The organism is Gammaproteobacteria bacterium (assembly GCA_013214945.1).
GTDB lineage: Bacteria > Pseudomonadota > Gammaproteobacteria > Enterobacterales > Psychrobiaceae > Psychrobium.
The window spans coordinates 44,999-60,551 of sequence record JABSRT010000004.1 but is presented as its reverse complement, the minus strand read 5'-3'; the positions used below and the strand labels follow the sequence as shown (position 1 = coordinate 60,551).

The 15,553-nt window shown below is 39.8% G+C and carries 12 protein-coding genes; 7 read left to right on the top strand and 5 right to left on the bottom strand.

All coding sequences use genetic code 11. The features are described 5' to 3' along the window. Positions 1-8: 8 nt before the first annotated feature. Genes HRU23_03455 through HRU23_03435 form a run of 5 tightly spaced genes read right to left on the bottom strand, consistent with a single transcriptional unit; the run spans position 9 to position 5,981 of the window. A complete protein-coding gene (locus tag HRU23_03455; GenBank protein ID NRA53178.1) occupies positions 9-1,100 on the bottom strand; it encodes a glycosyltransferase in 1,092 nt (363 codons plus the stop codon). Next, positions 1,097-2,620 (bottom strand): exosortase A, encoded by a 1,524-nt coding sequence (gene xrtA, locus HRU23_03450; protein NRA53177.1) that lies wholly within the window; start codon positions 2,618-2,620, stop codon positions 1,097-1,099. The genes HRU23_03455 and xrtA overlap by 4 nt, the downstream gene beginning before the upstream one ends. Positions 2,621-2,632: 12 nt before the next feature. Further along, positions 2,633-3,673 carry a FemAB family PEP-CTERM system-associated protein gene (locus HRU23_03445; GenBank protein ID NRA53176.1) on the bottom strand — a complete coding sequence of 347 codons (1,041 nt, stop codon included), beginning with the start codon at positions 3,671-3,673 and terminating at the stop codon, positions 2,633-2,635. 7 nt (positions 3,674-3,680) lie between these two features. Further along, positions 3,681-4,559, bottom strand: a complete 879-nt coding sequence (locus HRU23_03440) for a DUF3473 domain-containing protein (GenBank protein NRA53175.1) — start codon at positions 4,557-4,559, stop codon at positions 3,681-3,683. A 12-nt stretch (positions 4,560-4,571) separates the two neighbouring features. Continuing rightward, the gene (locus HRU23_03435; GenBank protein NRA53174.1) at positions 4,572-5,981 is read right to left on the bottom strand and encodes a TIGR03013 family PEP-CTERM/XrtA system glycosyltransferase; all 1,410 of its coding nucleotides are present in this window, start codon (positions 5,979-5,981) and stop codon (positions 4,572-4,574) included. Positions 5,982-6,426: 445 nt separating this feature from the next. On the opposite strand from HRU23_03435, the gene HRU23_03430 reads away from it, so the two are divergent. From HRU23_03430 to prsR, 7 genes are all read left to right on the top strand, one after another. After that, positions 6,427-7,071: a polysaccharide biosynthesis/export family protein gene (locus tag HRU23_03430; protein NRA53173.1), complete on the top strand. Its 645-nt coding sequence runs from the start codon at positions 6,427-6,429 to the stop codon at positions 7,069-7,071. Positions 7,072-7,133: 62 nt separating this feature from the next. Further along, positions 7,134-8,729 carry a chain length determinant family protein gene (locus HRU23_03425; protein ID NRA53172.1) on the top strand — a complete coding sequence of 532 codons (1,596 nt, stop codon included), beginning with the start codon at positions 7,134-7,136 and terminating at the stop codon, positions 8,727-8,729. Then, the gene (locus tag HRU23_03420; protein ID NRA53171.1) at positions 8,726-9,559 is read left to right on the top strand and encodes an AAA family ATPase; all 834 of its coding nucleotides are present in this window, start codon (positions 8,726-8,728) and stop codon (positions 9,557-9,559) included. The genes HRU23_03425 and HRU23_03420 overlap by 4 nt, the downstream gene beginning before the upstream one ends. Next, entirely contained in the window at positions 9,549-11,129 is a 1,581-nt protein-coding gene (locus HRU23_03415; GenBank protein NRA53170.1) for a TIGR03016 family PEP-CTERM system-associated outer membrane protein, read from the top strand. The genes HRU23_03420 and HRU23_03415 overlap by 11 nt, the downstream gene beginning before the upstream one ends. A 4-nt stretch (positions 11,130-11,133) precedes the next feature. After that, on the top strand, positions 11,134-12,117 hold the full coding sequence (locus tag HRU23_03410) for an AAA family ATPase (protein ID NRA53169.1): 984 nt from the start codon (positions 11,134-11,136) through the stop codon (positions 12,115-12,117). 22 nt (positions 12,118-12,139) lie between these two features. Further along, entirely contained in the window at positions 12,140-14,164 is a 2,025-nt protein-coding gene (prsK, locus tag HRU23_03405) for a PEP-CTERM system histidine kinase PrsK (GenBank protein ID NRA53168.1), read from the top strand. Positions 14,165-14,174: 10 nt separating this feature from the next. Next, positions 14,175-15,545: a PEP-CTERM-box response regulator transcription factor gene (prsR, locus tag HRU23_03400; protein ID NRA53167.1), complete on the top strand. Its 1,371-nt coding sequence runs from the start codon at positions 14,175-14,177 to the stop codon at positions 15,543-15,545. Positions 15,546-15,553 lie beyond the last annotated feature (8 nt).

The window sequence follows — 15,553 nt, the reverse complement described above, 5'->3', positions numbered from 1 at the left end:
GTTATTTATTATATTAAACGACGGTATAACTCAGCATAGTTGTTAACCATCAAACTGATACTAAAATTTTCCTCAATTCGTTGCCGCCCATTAATGCCATGCTGGTGGCAACAACTGATATCTTTAAGGTAATATTCTATCGCATCAACCATAGCGACCAGATTGTTCGACTCGGTTATTAAGCCCGTTTTCATATGCTCGACCAGCTCAGTATTACCACCAACATCTGTCGCAATCACGGCAGTGCCGGTCGACATTGATTCTAATATCGTATTGGATATGCCTTCCGCAGTCGACGCCAGTACAAAAACATCACTTTGCGCCAATAACGGCGCAATATCGGATCTATCGCCAAGTAAATGGCAATGTGAATTTAATTTTAGGCTCGCTATTTGGTCAGTTAATTGCTCACGATTGCTGCCATCACCGACGATAGTTAATTGGACATTATTATATCCAAGCTCATGCACAATTTTTGCTAGCGCATTAAGTAACAAGGGGTAATTTTTAACATCTACTAAACGACCGACCGCAATGATATTAAAATTTTCAGCTAAGGATTTAGGAGGATTTGTAAATAGCTCGCTATCAACGCCATTACAGATTAATTGAATTCGAGCTGGATCAATGAGAATTTGTTGCGCTAAATATTGCTGAGACTCGCCGGACAAAACAATAAAGCGGTCAATTAAAGGCTGAATTAAACGTCTCAACCAAATATGCTTGCGATTAAATTTAGCCAGTGGACCATCCCAGCCATGCTCTCCATGAACTCGTAATACGCCCAGCCCGATACAGGCTACTTGCGCTTCTATCGTCGAAAGATTTCGGGTATGCACTATCGACGGCTTTAATTGCTTAACAATAGCCCTTAAGCGCCCTAAATAGGAAATAGAACGCCCAGGTAGCTTCTCCAACTCATATATTTTTATCTCTGGTCGCGCCAATCTTTTCACAAACATTGGATCAGCATTACTGATACAAATAATGCTGTGACTAAATTCCTCGGCGGGTAATTTATTAATTAAATTAACCACGCCATTCTCAAGCCCACCAGTAGCGAATTTATAGACAACATGGCAAACATGAATTGGCTTCATAATGATTGAGCGCTCTTAATAGATGACAATGGCTGCTCTGCTACCCATTGTGATAATAGCTGCTGCCCTTGAATTAATCCTTGCGGACTCGACGGGTGAGCGACTGACACAGCCACAACATATAACGGTAATGATGACCCCGTTAGTGCCAATAACCCTTGAGATAACCTAACCCTAGCTTGACTGGCGATAAAAGTACCATCGATAAGATAGCTATAACGAACCAGTCGATGCAGCCCTTGCGCATTGACCAATTGCAGCTCAATAAAGTCCATTGAACCTGTTGTGGCTGGCAATTTCACTATTGTCTTGGCAACTAAAGACCAATATTGCTGATCGTACAACAAATTAGTCGATGTCAGCAGTTCACCTTGGGTTTGCCTATTTGCAAATTTAGCGACATATAACTCAACCTTATTTGTGCTACGTCCTAAATACATTGCAAGTGAATGTGAAAAATCAATTCCCCATAATGTTTGCTCTCGTGGCGTCATGTTAAATGGTGCTGATAACTTTATAATTGCCGGCTGTTGTGGCGGAACAACTGAGTCAATAGTGCGATTAAAAAGCAACGCCACCAATCCAGATATTGCAACCATGATAGTCGGCCAAACGTTAAATTGAGTTTGTTCTGAGCTAATCAACCGCGATTCAGCCTCTGGTTCGCTATCGCAAAAGAAACTGCCAAGATAAAACATCAGTAAGATAACAATCCCAAAAAATAACCAACCATACACCAGGTGATCAGCCCCTGTCGCATATTCCATATCCGACAAATGAGCAATTATTACGATAAGGTAAGCACGAATACCGTTAGCAATAATCGGAATAAAGAAAGCTAAGATCACAAAGAGTAATTGTTTATAAAAATATCGATAATTAAGATAAGCGTACAAGGTTCCTACCGCCAGCGAGGCGATCAAATAACGAATGCCAGAACAAGCAACAGCCACCTCAAACTTGCCAGATGGAATGGTAAGATATAAACCTTCATAAAAAACGGGGATCTGACTTACCTGCAGCATAAACACCGTTATTTCCGCCGTTATATGCTGTAACAACGGAATAATCGCATTACCAAATGGCACTGCAAAAATGACATAACACAGCGGGAATTTGTAATGCTTGGCAAAATCATCACCAAACACCATCCAATAACTGGCGACTATCCCACCAAACACGCCGAGCTGACGAAATACAGAAACTTCGAGCAACTGACCAATTAGCCACAATAAAATAAAACCGACGGTAACAGCCATTCCCCAGTAAGAGCCAACGACATTGGCCCGTAAAAATTGTGCGCGGTCACGAAAAAAGAGCCAACCAACGATAGGTAAAATGACAAAACCATGAGCGAAAGTCTCAGAAGTCGACCAGATTGTAATAGTGGCTACGATAGTTGACCAAAATAACATTGCCCATGTTGCGACTATCAATACGCCAATATAAGTATTGCGTAAATTACTCGCGCTTGATGATTGCTGTTCCTTCGCTGCACTGTGCAATGGGTTCATTTCCATTAAACCTTTTCCTTAGCCGAGATGTTTGGCCAACATAGGGCCTATTTGCTGACTAACAGCCAGTGGTAACTTCTGCCACAGCTTAATTAGCATTTTGTACTTAGGATTACTCGCTGATAATGATGGTAACCCTGTGCTTTTTACTAAGTAATACTGATAACACATCGGGGTAATATCCATGCCCCAATGTTTTTTATAGCGAAAAGATCCGCTATCAAGCTTACTACGTCCAAAATCAAAATAATGACAACCTTGCTTTTGAGCGTGACACATTAATTGATAATACATAAAGTCGTTACTTTTTAACGCTCGGGCTTTAGCTACTCCACCACCATAATGTGGCAGCACCTGGCCTTTATAATAAAAACTCATTACGCTTGAAATCGCTTGTTCACCTTCAAATACCGTTAATATTTCACACCGTGAACCAAATATTTTTTTTAACTCAACAAATGCTTTTTTAGGGAAAACTGGGGTGCCTAAATTTCGAACGCTAGTCGAGTAGATATGATAAAGATTATTAACGTCAGATTCGATTTTGGTGGTTAAGCCATTATTGAGTGATTGGCGTATCACGGCACGTTGCTTCTTTTTTATTCCTGCCAAAATAGCTTCAGGGCTATGCCCAAGCATGCAACCAATCATGACATGCCCCTGCTGTTCGGGTTGCACCATATTCGCACTAATATCACTAGCAGCGGCACCGCGCAACTCCAAGTAATCAACAGCTAACTCATCGGCCAGCAACTTAGCGTAACAAACTAACTCTTGCGCAATATCCGACGAATCTGCAACAACACCACCGAGTACACAAATAGGAGTTGAAATTAAAGAGTGACCAAAGAGCAAACTTTTTTGTTCAACTAAAGGCAGTACCCCTTTTATTTGACCATTTTCAGACCATCTTAAGAAATAACATTGATGACGATATACTGATTCAATCAGCCGCTTCCAACCAGTTAAATGATAAAAGCTGCCTGCTTGATGTTGATCTATATATTGATCCCATTGCTCATAACCGTCAACGGTGAGCAAATCCACATTCCCTGTCATATCAATCCTAATTATTACTAATAAAATGTTGCTTATAAACGTCTTGCATTGTCGACCATTGAAAATCTACCAATAAGCGTTCAAGCCGGCCCTCAAGCCGAGACAAATTTAGATAATGTCTAAACCTAGCTTTGAGCGGAATATTACTCGGGCGAGGCTGCAACAAATCAATTTCCCATGGGTGCATATAAAAAATGCTTGGTTGCTGTTCTGTCGCCAAATAATTAGCCAAAGCCCAACGGCTGAACATGTAAGGATAAAGCCTAAAATAACCACCTCCTGATATTGGCCAGTTTTTATCACGCCAATTTAACGTAGACACAGGGATTTCGATTAAAGAATCAACAGCTTGGTATGGAAACCTCGGCCAGTCTGGCGAGCCGTAATGATCGTGATTAATCGGATAAGTACTGGAGCTGTAAACAAATCCAAGTTCTTTAATTATATCAAATGCCCATAAGCTGTCTTCATTGATCGAGAAGCTCGGCGCGCGATAGCCAATCACAGGCTGACCTGAAATGTCTTCTAATACCTGCTTGGCCGCCGATAAATCTTCGCGAAACTGTGCCGGAGTTTGCTCATGAACTTTTTGGTGCCAAAAACCATGACACGCCAGCTCATGACCCGAATCAACGATATCTTTGATCAGGTTTGGACACTTCTTTGCAACCCAACCAAGGGTAAAGAATGTCGCTTTCACCTGATGACGTTCAAAAAGTTCGAGCAAACGATAGGTATTGCGCTCAACCCGTAGTTCCTGAGCATCCCAACTGCTTAATGGAAACTGCTTAGAAAACGCCGCGACCTGAAAGTAATCTTCGACATCGACAGTTAAAGCATTAACCATTGTATTTTTAATCAAAAGGTTTCTCCCACTCTGTTCCATGTGTAGCTAGATTTACCTAGCACCACGAGTATATAAAACCGTCTCGGCTGTCTGTAATATGATAAAAAGATCAAATAAATAACTGCGATTCTTTATATAATATAAATCAAAAGTTAACTTTTCTAATGAATCTTTATCACTCGCGCCATAAGGATATTGAATTTGTGCCCAACCAGTAACACCTGGCTTAACATGCTGACGTTCATTATAAAATGGTATTGATTCTGATAACTTTTCAACAAACTCAGGCCGCTCAGGCCGCGGTCCAACGAATACCATCTCACCTTTTAAAATATTGTACAATTGTGGCAATTCGTCAAAGCGGTACTTACGAATAAACTGACCAACCCTGGTAACCCGAGAGTCATTTAATGTAGCCCATTGAGCGCCATTAACTTCGGCGTTAATCGTCATGCTACGTAATTTCAGAATATTAAATAACTTACCACCATTGCCAATTCGAGTCTGCGAGTAAAAAACCGGGGCGCGAATACCATCTTCAATCTTAATTGCGATAGCAGCTAACAATATTGCAGGGATAGCAGGAACGGATATAGCCACGGCCATCACACAATTAAATAACCACTGACAGCTTAAATTAAACTTATTACTGCCCGCAAATTTTTCAGAATATATAATCCAATCAGGATTAACCAAATCAATAGCAATTTGGCCAGTTTCATTTTCAATGAAGCTCACCACATCAATGACACTCACACCGCGGGCTTTACATTTTTGCAGGTCGATAAATGGTAAGTTATCACGCCGTTCATCGGTAGCCACAACAACCTGTTCGATATTATGCTGCTGTATATACTGCTCTAATGGCATATCAAGTACTAACACTTCATCACGCTTGATCATGTTAGGTTTATCTTTAGGATATTTGAGGTAGGCATGGATTATAAACTGACGACGGTCAACTTCACGACGCGTGCGATCCTCAATCGAAAAAGCACGTGACCCTGAGCCTAGGATCAAAACACGCCTTTTAATCGTATGTGATACAGTTAAGTTAAGTAACTGGAAGCGTAAATAGCATACAATCAATAGGGTTATTATGGCTGCGAAAGTAACTGGTAAAAATGCCTGCCAGTTATAAGCTGGTGGCTCTGTTAATAGAAAACTAATAACAATAGCAACCAAAAAGCTGACCAATATTCGATGGCGGATAGCGCCAAACTTTTCTCGTAGATTCTTACGGTACAAGCCAAGTGAAAAGGACACAACCAGAGCTGAAATGACAAAAGTAAATACCGCCTGCTGGACGTTATAATCAATTGGATACTCAAAACCTAACATTTTAAAGGTGGAAACAAATGTTTCTGAGAGCATCAGCATCAAGATCAAAATAAGGACAGTTTCAAAAAGCATTAATGCCCTACCATTTTTATTTAAATAACCTGGATCAACGTTTGACAAGCACCTTCTCCTAATTCCTTTTGATTTCATTCCCTGCTGGCATCAATACTAACAACAGATAGTTCCAGTTAAATCTAGTCGACAGTCACGATAAAACAAGCCAGTTCAAAAAATTTATATAAATATGCATCCGCCCATAACAAATCCTGCTCGGCGACTAACACCGAGATACTGGACTTAGTTCAGAGGGTCCGCTACCTTTGTTATTGCTGTTTGTTTTTTATACTGCCGCTACTATCTCATGTAACTACAATGGGCATCTAAAAAATCGTTCTTCATAAATTTTAGGCTGTGACAGAATTTTAAACACAAAATATATATTAGGGACTACTATTAAGAGAGTGTAGTTTCACTCTGCCACAATTTTTATAATTTGACACAGACAAGGGACTAATTTTGCGTCAACTAGGAGGCTTAATTAGTTTAAATAAATGGAGAGATTTTTATGATTTTAAAAAGAAAGGGAATTAACACACTAAGCGTTATTTTTGGCTTAAGTTTAGTGACACTTGCAGGATGCACATCCTCTCTTCAACAGCTTAAGCACGCCACCATTCAGCCTTCATTAACGACCTCGGTCGATAATTATAAATATTTAATCGGTGCAGGTGATTCGGTACAAATATTTGTTTGGCGCAATCCCGAAGTATCAGGCAGCTTTCAAGTTAGGCCCGACGGTAAAATTACGACCTCTTTAGTTGAGGATATTAGTGTGGCTGGTAAAACGCCCAGCATGCTAGCAAGAGAAATAGAACAAACACTAAGTAAATATATCCGAGACCCCATTGTCACTGTAACCGTTAGTAAATTTGTTGGTCCCTTTAGTGAGCAAATTAGAATTGTCGGCGAAGCATCAAATCCACGCGCAATCAGTTACCGAAAAAATATGACCCTATTGGATGTCATGGTAGTAGTAGGCGGCTTAACCGAGTTTGCTGACGGTAACAACGCCCGCTTAATTCGGGTCGTTCATGATAAAGAAGTAACGTTCCGGATTGCATTAGATGATTTATTAAAGTCTGGTGATATCACGGCTAATGCAGACATGCTGCCTGGCGATATCATTATCATTCCTGAGGCATGGTTTTAAATCAGTACTTAGAAAAGATTTTACGTAGTTTACCAATTAATTTGATTGAGAGAGTGTGATCAATGCAGGAATTATACGAGCAAATATGGACTGTTGCTCGCGGTATCTGGCTAAAAAAGAGATATATAGTTGTCTTCTCTTGGTTAGTCTGTATCAGCGGATGGATAGCTATCACAACATTGCCGGATCAATATAGCGCAAGCGCCAGAGTATATGTCAATACTCAATCCTTGCTAAAGCCGTTATTACGAGGCCTCACGATTAGCGCCAATCAGCAACAACAAGTACATTTAATGGTAAAAACGCTGCTAAGTAGACCCAATGTCGAAAAAATTCTTCGAATGGTCGATATGGATATTTTAGCCAGTAACCAAAAAGAATTTGAGCAGTTGGTTGATCGTTTGGCTAAAAACATAAAAATTACAGCGACCAGTCGAGAGAATCTCTACACCATTTCATATTCTGGTAATAATCCCGAACAAGCCACCAATGTCGTTAAAGCCGTACTTAAAGTCTTTATGGAGAATACGGTTGGTCAAACTCGTTCAGATACAGTCACCGCAAGAAATTTCCTTGACGATCAAATTAACGACTATGAGCAAAGACTAACCCACAGTGAGCAGCAATTGACTGAATTTAAACAACTTAATGGCCACTTAATAATCAGTAGTGGCGATGGTTATTATAAGACTCTCAAACAATATCAAGATAATTTTGAAACATCACAACTACTATTACAGGAAAAACTAACCCAACTGAAGCTAGCAAAATCACAACTGATTGGGGAAAGTCCAGCTTTTGGCATATTAAATCCAATTATTAATCGTAATTTTCCTAGCGAATATGATGCGCGGATATCCCAACTCGAACAAAATTTAGATCAGCTAGTATTACGTTATACCCAACTGCACCCAGACGTAAAAGAAGTGCAACAGCGCATTTATCAACTTAAACGATACCGCCGTAAAGAGCTTCGTGAATTGGCAAAAATAGCCCAAAGCAATGGTGCTAATGGCTCAGGAGGACTCAACCAAAATCCGGTATTCCAAGAAATGAAACTTAATGTCATTAACCTTGAAAATGATATCGCAGCTATTAATGTTAGAGTCGAAAATTATCAACAAAAAGTGACCAATTTAAAAAGCAAAATAAACCTAATCCCTGAAATAGAGGCGAAGTTAACTGCTCTCAATCGTGGCTATCAAATTACTAAACAAAAATACGAAGAAATGCTGCGCCGACGTGAGTCAGCATTACTGGCAGAAAAAGCGGATTTATCGGTTGATGATATTCAATTTAAAGTTATTGATCCTCCGCGGGCAAAAACAAAACCTGTAGGGCCCAATCGCGTCGTACTAAATACCTTAGTGTTATTTGTCGGCTTAGGCACTGGTATCAGTTTTGCCTTCATTTTAAGTCAATTCAATGCCGTTATTTTAACCCCTTTTCAGTTATCTCAAATATCAGGCTACCCGGTACTTGGCTCTGTCTCATTAAATGGTAATGCTGGATTGACACGCAAAAACAAACTGAAAAGTCTCCTCTTTGCATGCCTGCTCGTTATCCTAATATTAATGTACGGCGGATTGATCTTACTCGAAACTACAAACACCTTAACACCTCAAATTCGTAATGTGACCCAGGGAGTTATATCGTGAACACTATAGAAAGAGCACTGCAAAAGCAGAATAAAAATCTCGGCCAAGCCGCTAAAACAGTCGAAAGAACAGTGACCACCGAACAGTGTGAGCGTTTCATTAATATCGATATCAATATGCTGGCCGAGAATAACATGATCACTAACCGGTCAGAGCGCAGTCGAATCAATGAAGAGTATCGCTTTATCAAGCGAAAACTGTTACTTAATGCTTTCGGTAAGTCATCACACTTGCTAAAAAAACCTAATATAATTTTAGTCACTAGCACGGTACCGAACGAGGGGAAAACGTTTAACTCGATCAATTTAGCGCTAAGTATTGCACTAGAGCAAGACAAAACAGTGCTATTAGTTGATGCCGATGTCGTTAACCCAAGTATCGGCAAAGAACTGCGATATGAATCAACTAGCGGTTTACTAGATTTTTTACTCGGAAACATAGATGATATCGGAGAGGTCATATATAGTACTAATATTGATAAGCTAAAATTGTTACCGGCTGGTAGTCGTCATCACCTGACTCACGAGTTATTAAGCAGTGATAGAATGGAAGTGCTGGCTAATGAGTTAGCTTCTCGCTACCCAGATCGCATTATCATTCTTGATTCGCCACCACTGTTAGGGGTTAGTGAAACTCAAGTCTTAGCGAGCCTGAGCGGCCAAGCGGTAGTGGTTGTGGAAGAAGCTAGAACAAAAACTGCCAGTATTAATGAGGCAATCAAGTTACTGGATCCTGAACTAGCGATTGGATTTATTTTAAACAAGTCCAACGAACGCAAACGTCAGGGAAATGGATATAGTTACGGATATGGAAATTACTATGGGCTATAAAAAGGCATTGGTTATATTACCAGTTGTTTTAGTTAGTTGCTCGGTTACTGCAGGGAAGTGGAGCCTGACACCAAGTGTCAATATAACAGAGTCTTTCACAGATAATTTATTCCATACGCAGCAAGGCACCACGTCAACATTTATTACCGAACTTAACCCTAGCTTACAGCTAAAGACAACAGGTAAGCAGCTTGACGCCAGTTTATTATACAAACTGGCGAATGTGAGCTATCACTCCGACAGTGATTCGAATGATACAACTGATTATTTTTCAGGTAAATTGAATTTTAAGCTATTAGATGAGCAATGGCTTATTAATTTGTCCGCGGATAAAACACGTACCTTAAACAGCCTGTCTGATGGTATTAATAGTCAAGGGAACTTAGTTACTCCCTCACAAAGTTCGACGACCAATTACACTATTAGTACATCTTTAAATTCAGCTATTCCCGATATATTACTCTATAACATTGACTTAAAAGCCAATAAAATTAGCGGTCAAAGTCAGGACCAATTTAATAATAAAAAAGCTATTTCTAGCTCCATTGCATTAAATAACACCAGCGGGCACACCAAAAGTTATTGGAATGTATCGGCCAATAGAAATCAATTAGTTTCTGACGGCGACACCAATTTTGAACGGCAAATTTTTCACCAATATGCTGCGAGCATGGGCTGGAGTTTTCTTGAGGATTATTGGGTTTTTCTTCAGTATTCAGAGCAAGACAACGATCTGGGTAGTAGCTCAACCGCCAATATTGAATCATCAAGTTATGGGGCAGGACTGCGCTGGTTCCCAAGTAAGAACATTGACATAAAACTTTCTTATAACAAAAGTTTAGATGACATCAATAGTGACTTTTCTAGTATCGAATTGACGATAAAACCAAGTAAAAGAACCCAATTATACCTAACGACTGGCAAACGTTTTTACGGTGACTACTATGATGTGCAATTTAGTTACCGCCTCAAACGGTTTTCCGCGGTAATCAGTTACCACGAAGAAATACATAGTTACAATATCTCACAATTCCAGTCGAACTCGATAGGAAACTTAATCTGTCCCGCCCAAAGCGATTTCAATATTAACGACTGCTATTTCTCATCCTCATTAAGCCCGATCCTAGGGCCGGATCAACAGCTCTTTGAGATCGATATTGTTGGCGCCCAAGAGAGCCAACGCACCACTCTAGACAAGCGTTTAACCAGTACATTTACTTATACTAAGCGGCGAGTCAATTTGGTGACCACTTTTGTTCGCAGTATTAGATATGACTTAGACGCTCAAGGCGAAAGCCATGATAACTCAATCGTGATAAATGCCGGGTATCGTTTGAACAAGCGCTCGAACATTAGCCTAACGTTATCTTATCTAGATAGCACCACAGATAAGAACCAAGCTTCTCAAGCTAAAGCTATCGATAAAACGTTAGCGATTAACTACTCACGAAAACTAGCCAAAGATGCCATAGGGCTGGTTTCGATTTCTCGCTATCAAAGGCAAGCAACAGGAACACTGCAATCCTATGATGAAAATCGATTTTTAATCTCTTTTACTCAGGAATTTTAATACTATGTATGAAGCGTTTTATGGATTAAAACACAAACCCTTCCAGCTTAGCCCTGACCCTGCATTTTTTTATTCGAGTGATCATCATAAAAAAGCCATTAGTTATCTCAAGTATGGCTTATCGCAACGTGAAGGTTTTATTGTAATAACCGGCGCTATTGGCACAGGAAAAACAACGATAGCTCGCTCACTGCTAGAACAAGTGGACCGAGACAATATAGTGGCCGCTCAGTTAGTCACAACCATTTTAAACCCGACTGAGTTGCTCGAGATGATCGTATTATCCTTTGGCATAAGCTCAGACGCCAAAAATAAAACATCACTGTTACATGATTTAGAACAGTTTTTACTTTCCTTGCATCAACAAGGTAAACGCGCTGTTTTATTGGTTGATGAAGCACAAAACTTGCCCGCAGAATCGGTTGAAGAACTTAGAATGCTGTCAAATTTTCAAGTAGGCAAGCACCCGTTATTTCAAAGCTTTTTACTAGGCCAAGATGAATTAAGAATGATCATTCAATCGCCCGGTATGGAACAGTTTCGGCAACGGATTATTGCTTCGTGTCATTTGCAAGCCTTAACCCTTGAGGAAACTAGGAACTATATTCAACATCGATTAATCCAAGCCGGTTGGCAAGGCGAGTCATTAATCTCGTACAGTGCGTTTTCGATTATTCATGCAAAAACTCAGGGGATACCACGCATGATTAATTTATTTATGGATAGATTAATGTTATTTGGTTTCATTGAAGAGTTAGACTATTTTAATATTGAAGCTGTTGATTGTGTTATCGCCGAGATGTCTGGCGAACTGACCATGGCTCAATCCAAAGAGTTACCACCACAAGGCGCGGCTACTATTGTTCAACCGGCTCTGCAGAAAACTAACACCGATTATAGCAATACATTAGAGCAAAAATTAACGCAAGCTACCGAGCAGATGCTGCAATTAAATCAGAAATTAGAGCTGCTATTAAGCAAGCAATAGCCCCACCTAACGAGGAAGTCACATGGACGCGGTTGGGGTATACACTTACTTTATTGCCGGGGTGTTTTTTTCATTTTTATTATTTTTACTGATTACCACCGGGCTTAAAACGTTAAATTCTAAAATATTATTTGGCGCAATCGCGGCAAGTGTTTTTTGGAGCTTTCATGTCTTTATCAGCATAAAATATAATGTACCGACCTATTTTACTTTTTTGTCAGAGCTAGTTAAAAATACTTTTTGGGGCTTGCTATGCCTGAGTTTGCTCACTAAAAGTGACAACATATTTGAACTTTTCAAATTTAATCATCGATTGTCTTGGTATTATATAGTCCCGTTCACCGCCGCAGTAGTGGACATTGCGTTCATTTTAAAGCTCAATAACGATACGGTATGGCTGTTCTTTGCCCAACTAATCCAAGCTATCGCGCTGTTAATAATGGTCGAGTTTCTTTACCGTCAGGGCAGCTCTAGTTTCCGCTGGGGCTTTAAGCCAATTGCCGTGTTTATTGCCGCCATCGCCCTTATCGATATGATTTTATATTCAACAGCAGTTTTACTGCGTGGCATCGATTTTAATCTGTTTTATCTTAGGGCGACGCTACACCTGTTGCTTGCCCCTGTATTGTTGGTTGGGATTAAGCGATTTAAGTCATTAGGTGTTCGTATTTTTATTTCAAGAGAAGTGGTATTTCATTCAACTATTTTGCTTGGAATTTCGCTTTATCTGACATTAATGGCCGCAACAGGTTATTACCTTAACTTAGTCGGTGGCCAATGGAGTATTTATGCCCAGTTAACCTTTATCTGTTTAGCGCTAACCATCTTTGTCGCCCTTTTTATTAATGAACGGCTCAGGCGGAAAATAAAAGTATTTATTAGTAAACATTTTTTTGCTAACCGCTACGATTACCGCCAACAATGGATAACGTTAAACAAATGCCTAGCTAAACCGCCAAGCGATAATTTTTATCACACGGCTCTTTTTGCAATCATTCAGTTATTTGATATTGAGCAAGGTATTTTGATCAAGGCAAAAAATTCTCAACAGGCGCTGGCGAACATTAATTATCAGCAAGACCTTAGCCCGTGGCTCGAATTTATCACAAAATATCAACACCAAAATTCGAAATGGATTATTGACCTTGATGAATATGAACGTTTCCCTGACGTTTATCCTAGCCATTTACACGGTCTGGACCAACTCATTGGCCGACCACTAAAAATTATTGTACCGATCTATTCTAATCACATAATCTATGGTTACTTTATCTTAGCTCGACCAAGCCATAAAGAATTGTTAAATTATGAAGATCGGGATTTACTAATGACCGCCAGTCAGCAACTGGCCGGTTATCTCGCGCTAAACGAAGCAAGCATTAAAATCTCTGAAACAAAACAGTTCGACACATTTAACCAAATGTCGGCTTTCTTAGTCCATGATTTGAAAAATGTTGTTGGTCAGTTATCTCTCATATCGTCGAACTCAATCAAGCATAAAGACAACCCTGAATTTATCGCTGATACCTTTGATACTGTTGCCAATTCGGTCAACAAAATCAATAAAATGCTTAACCAACTGCGAAAGAAAAATGTTAATAATCACTCAGACAGCTCAGTTAACATCACCCAACTATTGATTGAAATAAGTCAGAGTTATTCACTAAAAATTAGCCATTTAACTATTATTCCAGACATAAAGTTGTTGATTGACAGTGATAAGCTGTCGAATGTTCTTTGCCACTTAATTCAAAATTCTTTAGAAGCGACAGGAAAAAATGACAAAGTTGAATTACACTTAAAACAGTATGATTCTAACTGCTCAGTTTCCGTTATTGATACTGGTTGCGGTATGAGTGATGAATTTATTAGAACGCGACTATTTAAGCCTTTTGATACGACTAAAGGCAATGCTGGTATGGGCATTGGTGCCTATGAAGCAAAGCATTTTATTGAAAGTATCGACGGCGAAATTGTTGTTAATAGTAGAATAAATCAAGGGACAAGTATTATCCTGACCATTCCAATGGTCTCGAACTATGGATGAAATCATGCAAATGCAAAAAGCATCGAAAAAAAAATTACTCCTGATTGATGACGACCCAGGCATTTTAAAACAATTAAAATGGAGCTTTACTGATTATGACGTCATCACGGCCGAGAATCGCGAGGCCGCATTAGCACAGGTAAAACTACACCAACCTAGTGTAATCACGCTAGATTTGGGCTTGCCACCCGATCCTACTAATGCCAGCGAAGGTTTGGCGACGTTAACTGCCATATTGAATTTTTGTCCTCATACCAAAGTGATCGTTATCACAGGCAACGACGATAGAAGTCATGCGGTAACAGCAATCGCTTTAGGTGCCAGTGATTTTTTTCAAAAACCAGTCGAACCAGAAATTCTAGGCCACGTCATCGACCGCGCCTTTAATATTCATCAGCTAGAGCTAGATAACCGCCGCTTAAACTTATTCCAATCGACTGACTCAACACTGATTGGTACGAGCGAACCGATGCAAAGAGTCATCAGAATGGTTGAACGCATAGCCAAGAATAATATATCGACCCTGCTACTTGGTGAAAGCGGTACAGGCAAAGAAGTATTAGCTAAATCAATTCATCATTTAAGTGATCGCCAAAACAAACCTTTTATTGCAATAAATTGCGCCTCAATTCCTGAAAACCTGTTAGAAAGTGAATTGTTTGGTTATGAAAAAGGCGCGTTTACTGGTGCCAACAAACTGACCAAAGGTAAAATTGAATGTGCAGAGGGCGGTACCCTATTTTTAGATGAAATAGGCGATATGCCGCTTAATCTCCAAGCCAAAATGCTGCGTTTTTTACAAGAGAGAAGCATTGAACGAGTCGGTGGACGCACAGAAATAACCATCGATGTGAGGGTTATTTGCGCGACTCATCGCAATTTGACCGCCATGATCGAGCAAGAATCTTTTAGAGAAGATTTGTATTACAGGATCAACGAAATATGCATCGAGATCCCTCCGTTGAGAAAACGTGATAGTGACATCATTTTGTTAGCTAAAGCCTTTCTTACACTTTATAGCAAAGAACTCAATTATCGCACCAAAGGGTTTACCGCAAATGCGATTCAAGCGTTAATGTCTCATTCGTGGCCTGGTAATATTCGAGAGTTGCAAAACAAAATTAAATCAGCCGTAATTATGGCAGATAACCCAATCATTGACGCCGACGAACTTGGGCTTGAACTATCTAATCAGCCACTGCAGGTCGCTACTCTTAGAGAAGTTAGAGCAAAGGCTGAAAGTAAGGCGATTATTGCGGCCTATGGCCTATGCAATCAAAATATGTCAAAAACAGCGGAACAGCTTGGCATAACCAGACCAACGCTTTATTCTTTGGTCGAAAAATATCAAATTAACGAACTAAGTCCAGCCGCGAATTAACGCCGAAA

Bases quoted from the DNA above. Each gene is read 5' to 3' on its own strand.
- HRU23_03455 (NRA53178.1), bottom strand. From the start codon at position 1,100: ATGAAGCCAATTCATGTTTGCCATGTTGTCTATAAATTCGCTACTGGT.
- xrtA (NRA53177.1), bottom strand. From the start codon at position 2,620: ATGGAAATGAACCCATTGCACAGTGCAGCGAAGGAACAGCAATCATCA.
- HRU23_03445 (NRA53176.1), bottom strand. From the start codon at position 3,673: ATGACAGGGAATGTGGATTTGCTCACCGTTGACGGTTATGAGCAATGG.
- HRU23_03440 (NRA53175.1), bottom strand. From the start codon at position 4,559: ATGGAACAGAGTGGGAGAAACCTTTTGATTAAAAATACAATGGTTAAT.
- HRU23_03430 (NRA53173.1), top strand. From the start codon at position 6,427: ATGATTTTAAAAAGAAAGGGAATTAACACACTAAGCGTTATTTTTGGC.
- HRU23_03425 (NRA53172.1), top strand. From the start codon at position 7,134: ATGCAGGAATTATACGAGCAAATATGGACTGTTGCTCGCGGTATCTGG.
- HRU23_03415 (NRA53170.1), top strand. From the start codon at position 9,549: ATGGGCTATAAAAAGGCATTGGTTATATTACCAGTTGTTTTAGTTAGT.
- HRU23_03410 (NRA53169.1), top strand. From the start codon at position 11,134: ATGTATGAAGCGTTTTATGGATTAAAACACAAACCCTTCCAGCTTAGC.
- prsK (NRA53168.1), top strand. From the start codon at position 12,140: ATGGACGCGGTTGGGGTATACACTTACTTTATTGCCGGGGTGTTTTTT.
- prsR (NRA53167.1), top strand. From the start codon at position 14,175: ATGCAAAAAGCATCGAAAAAAAAATTACTCCTGATTGATGACGACCCA.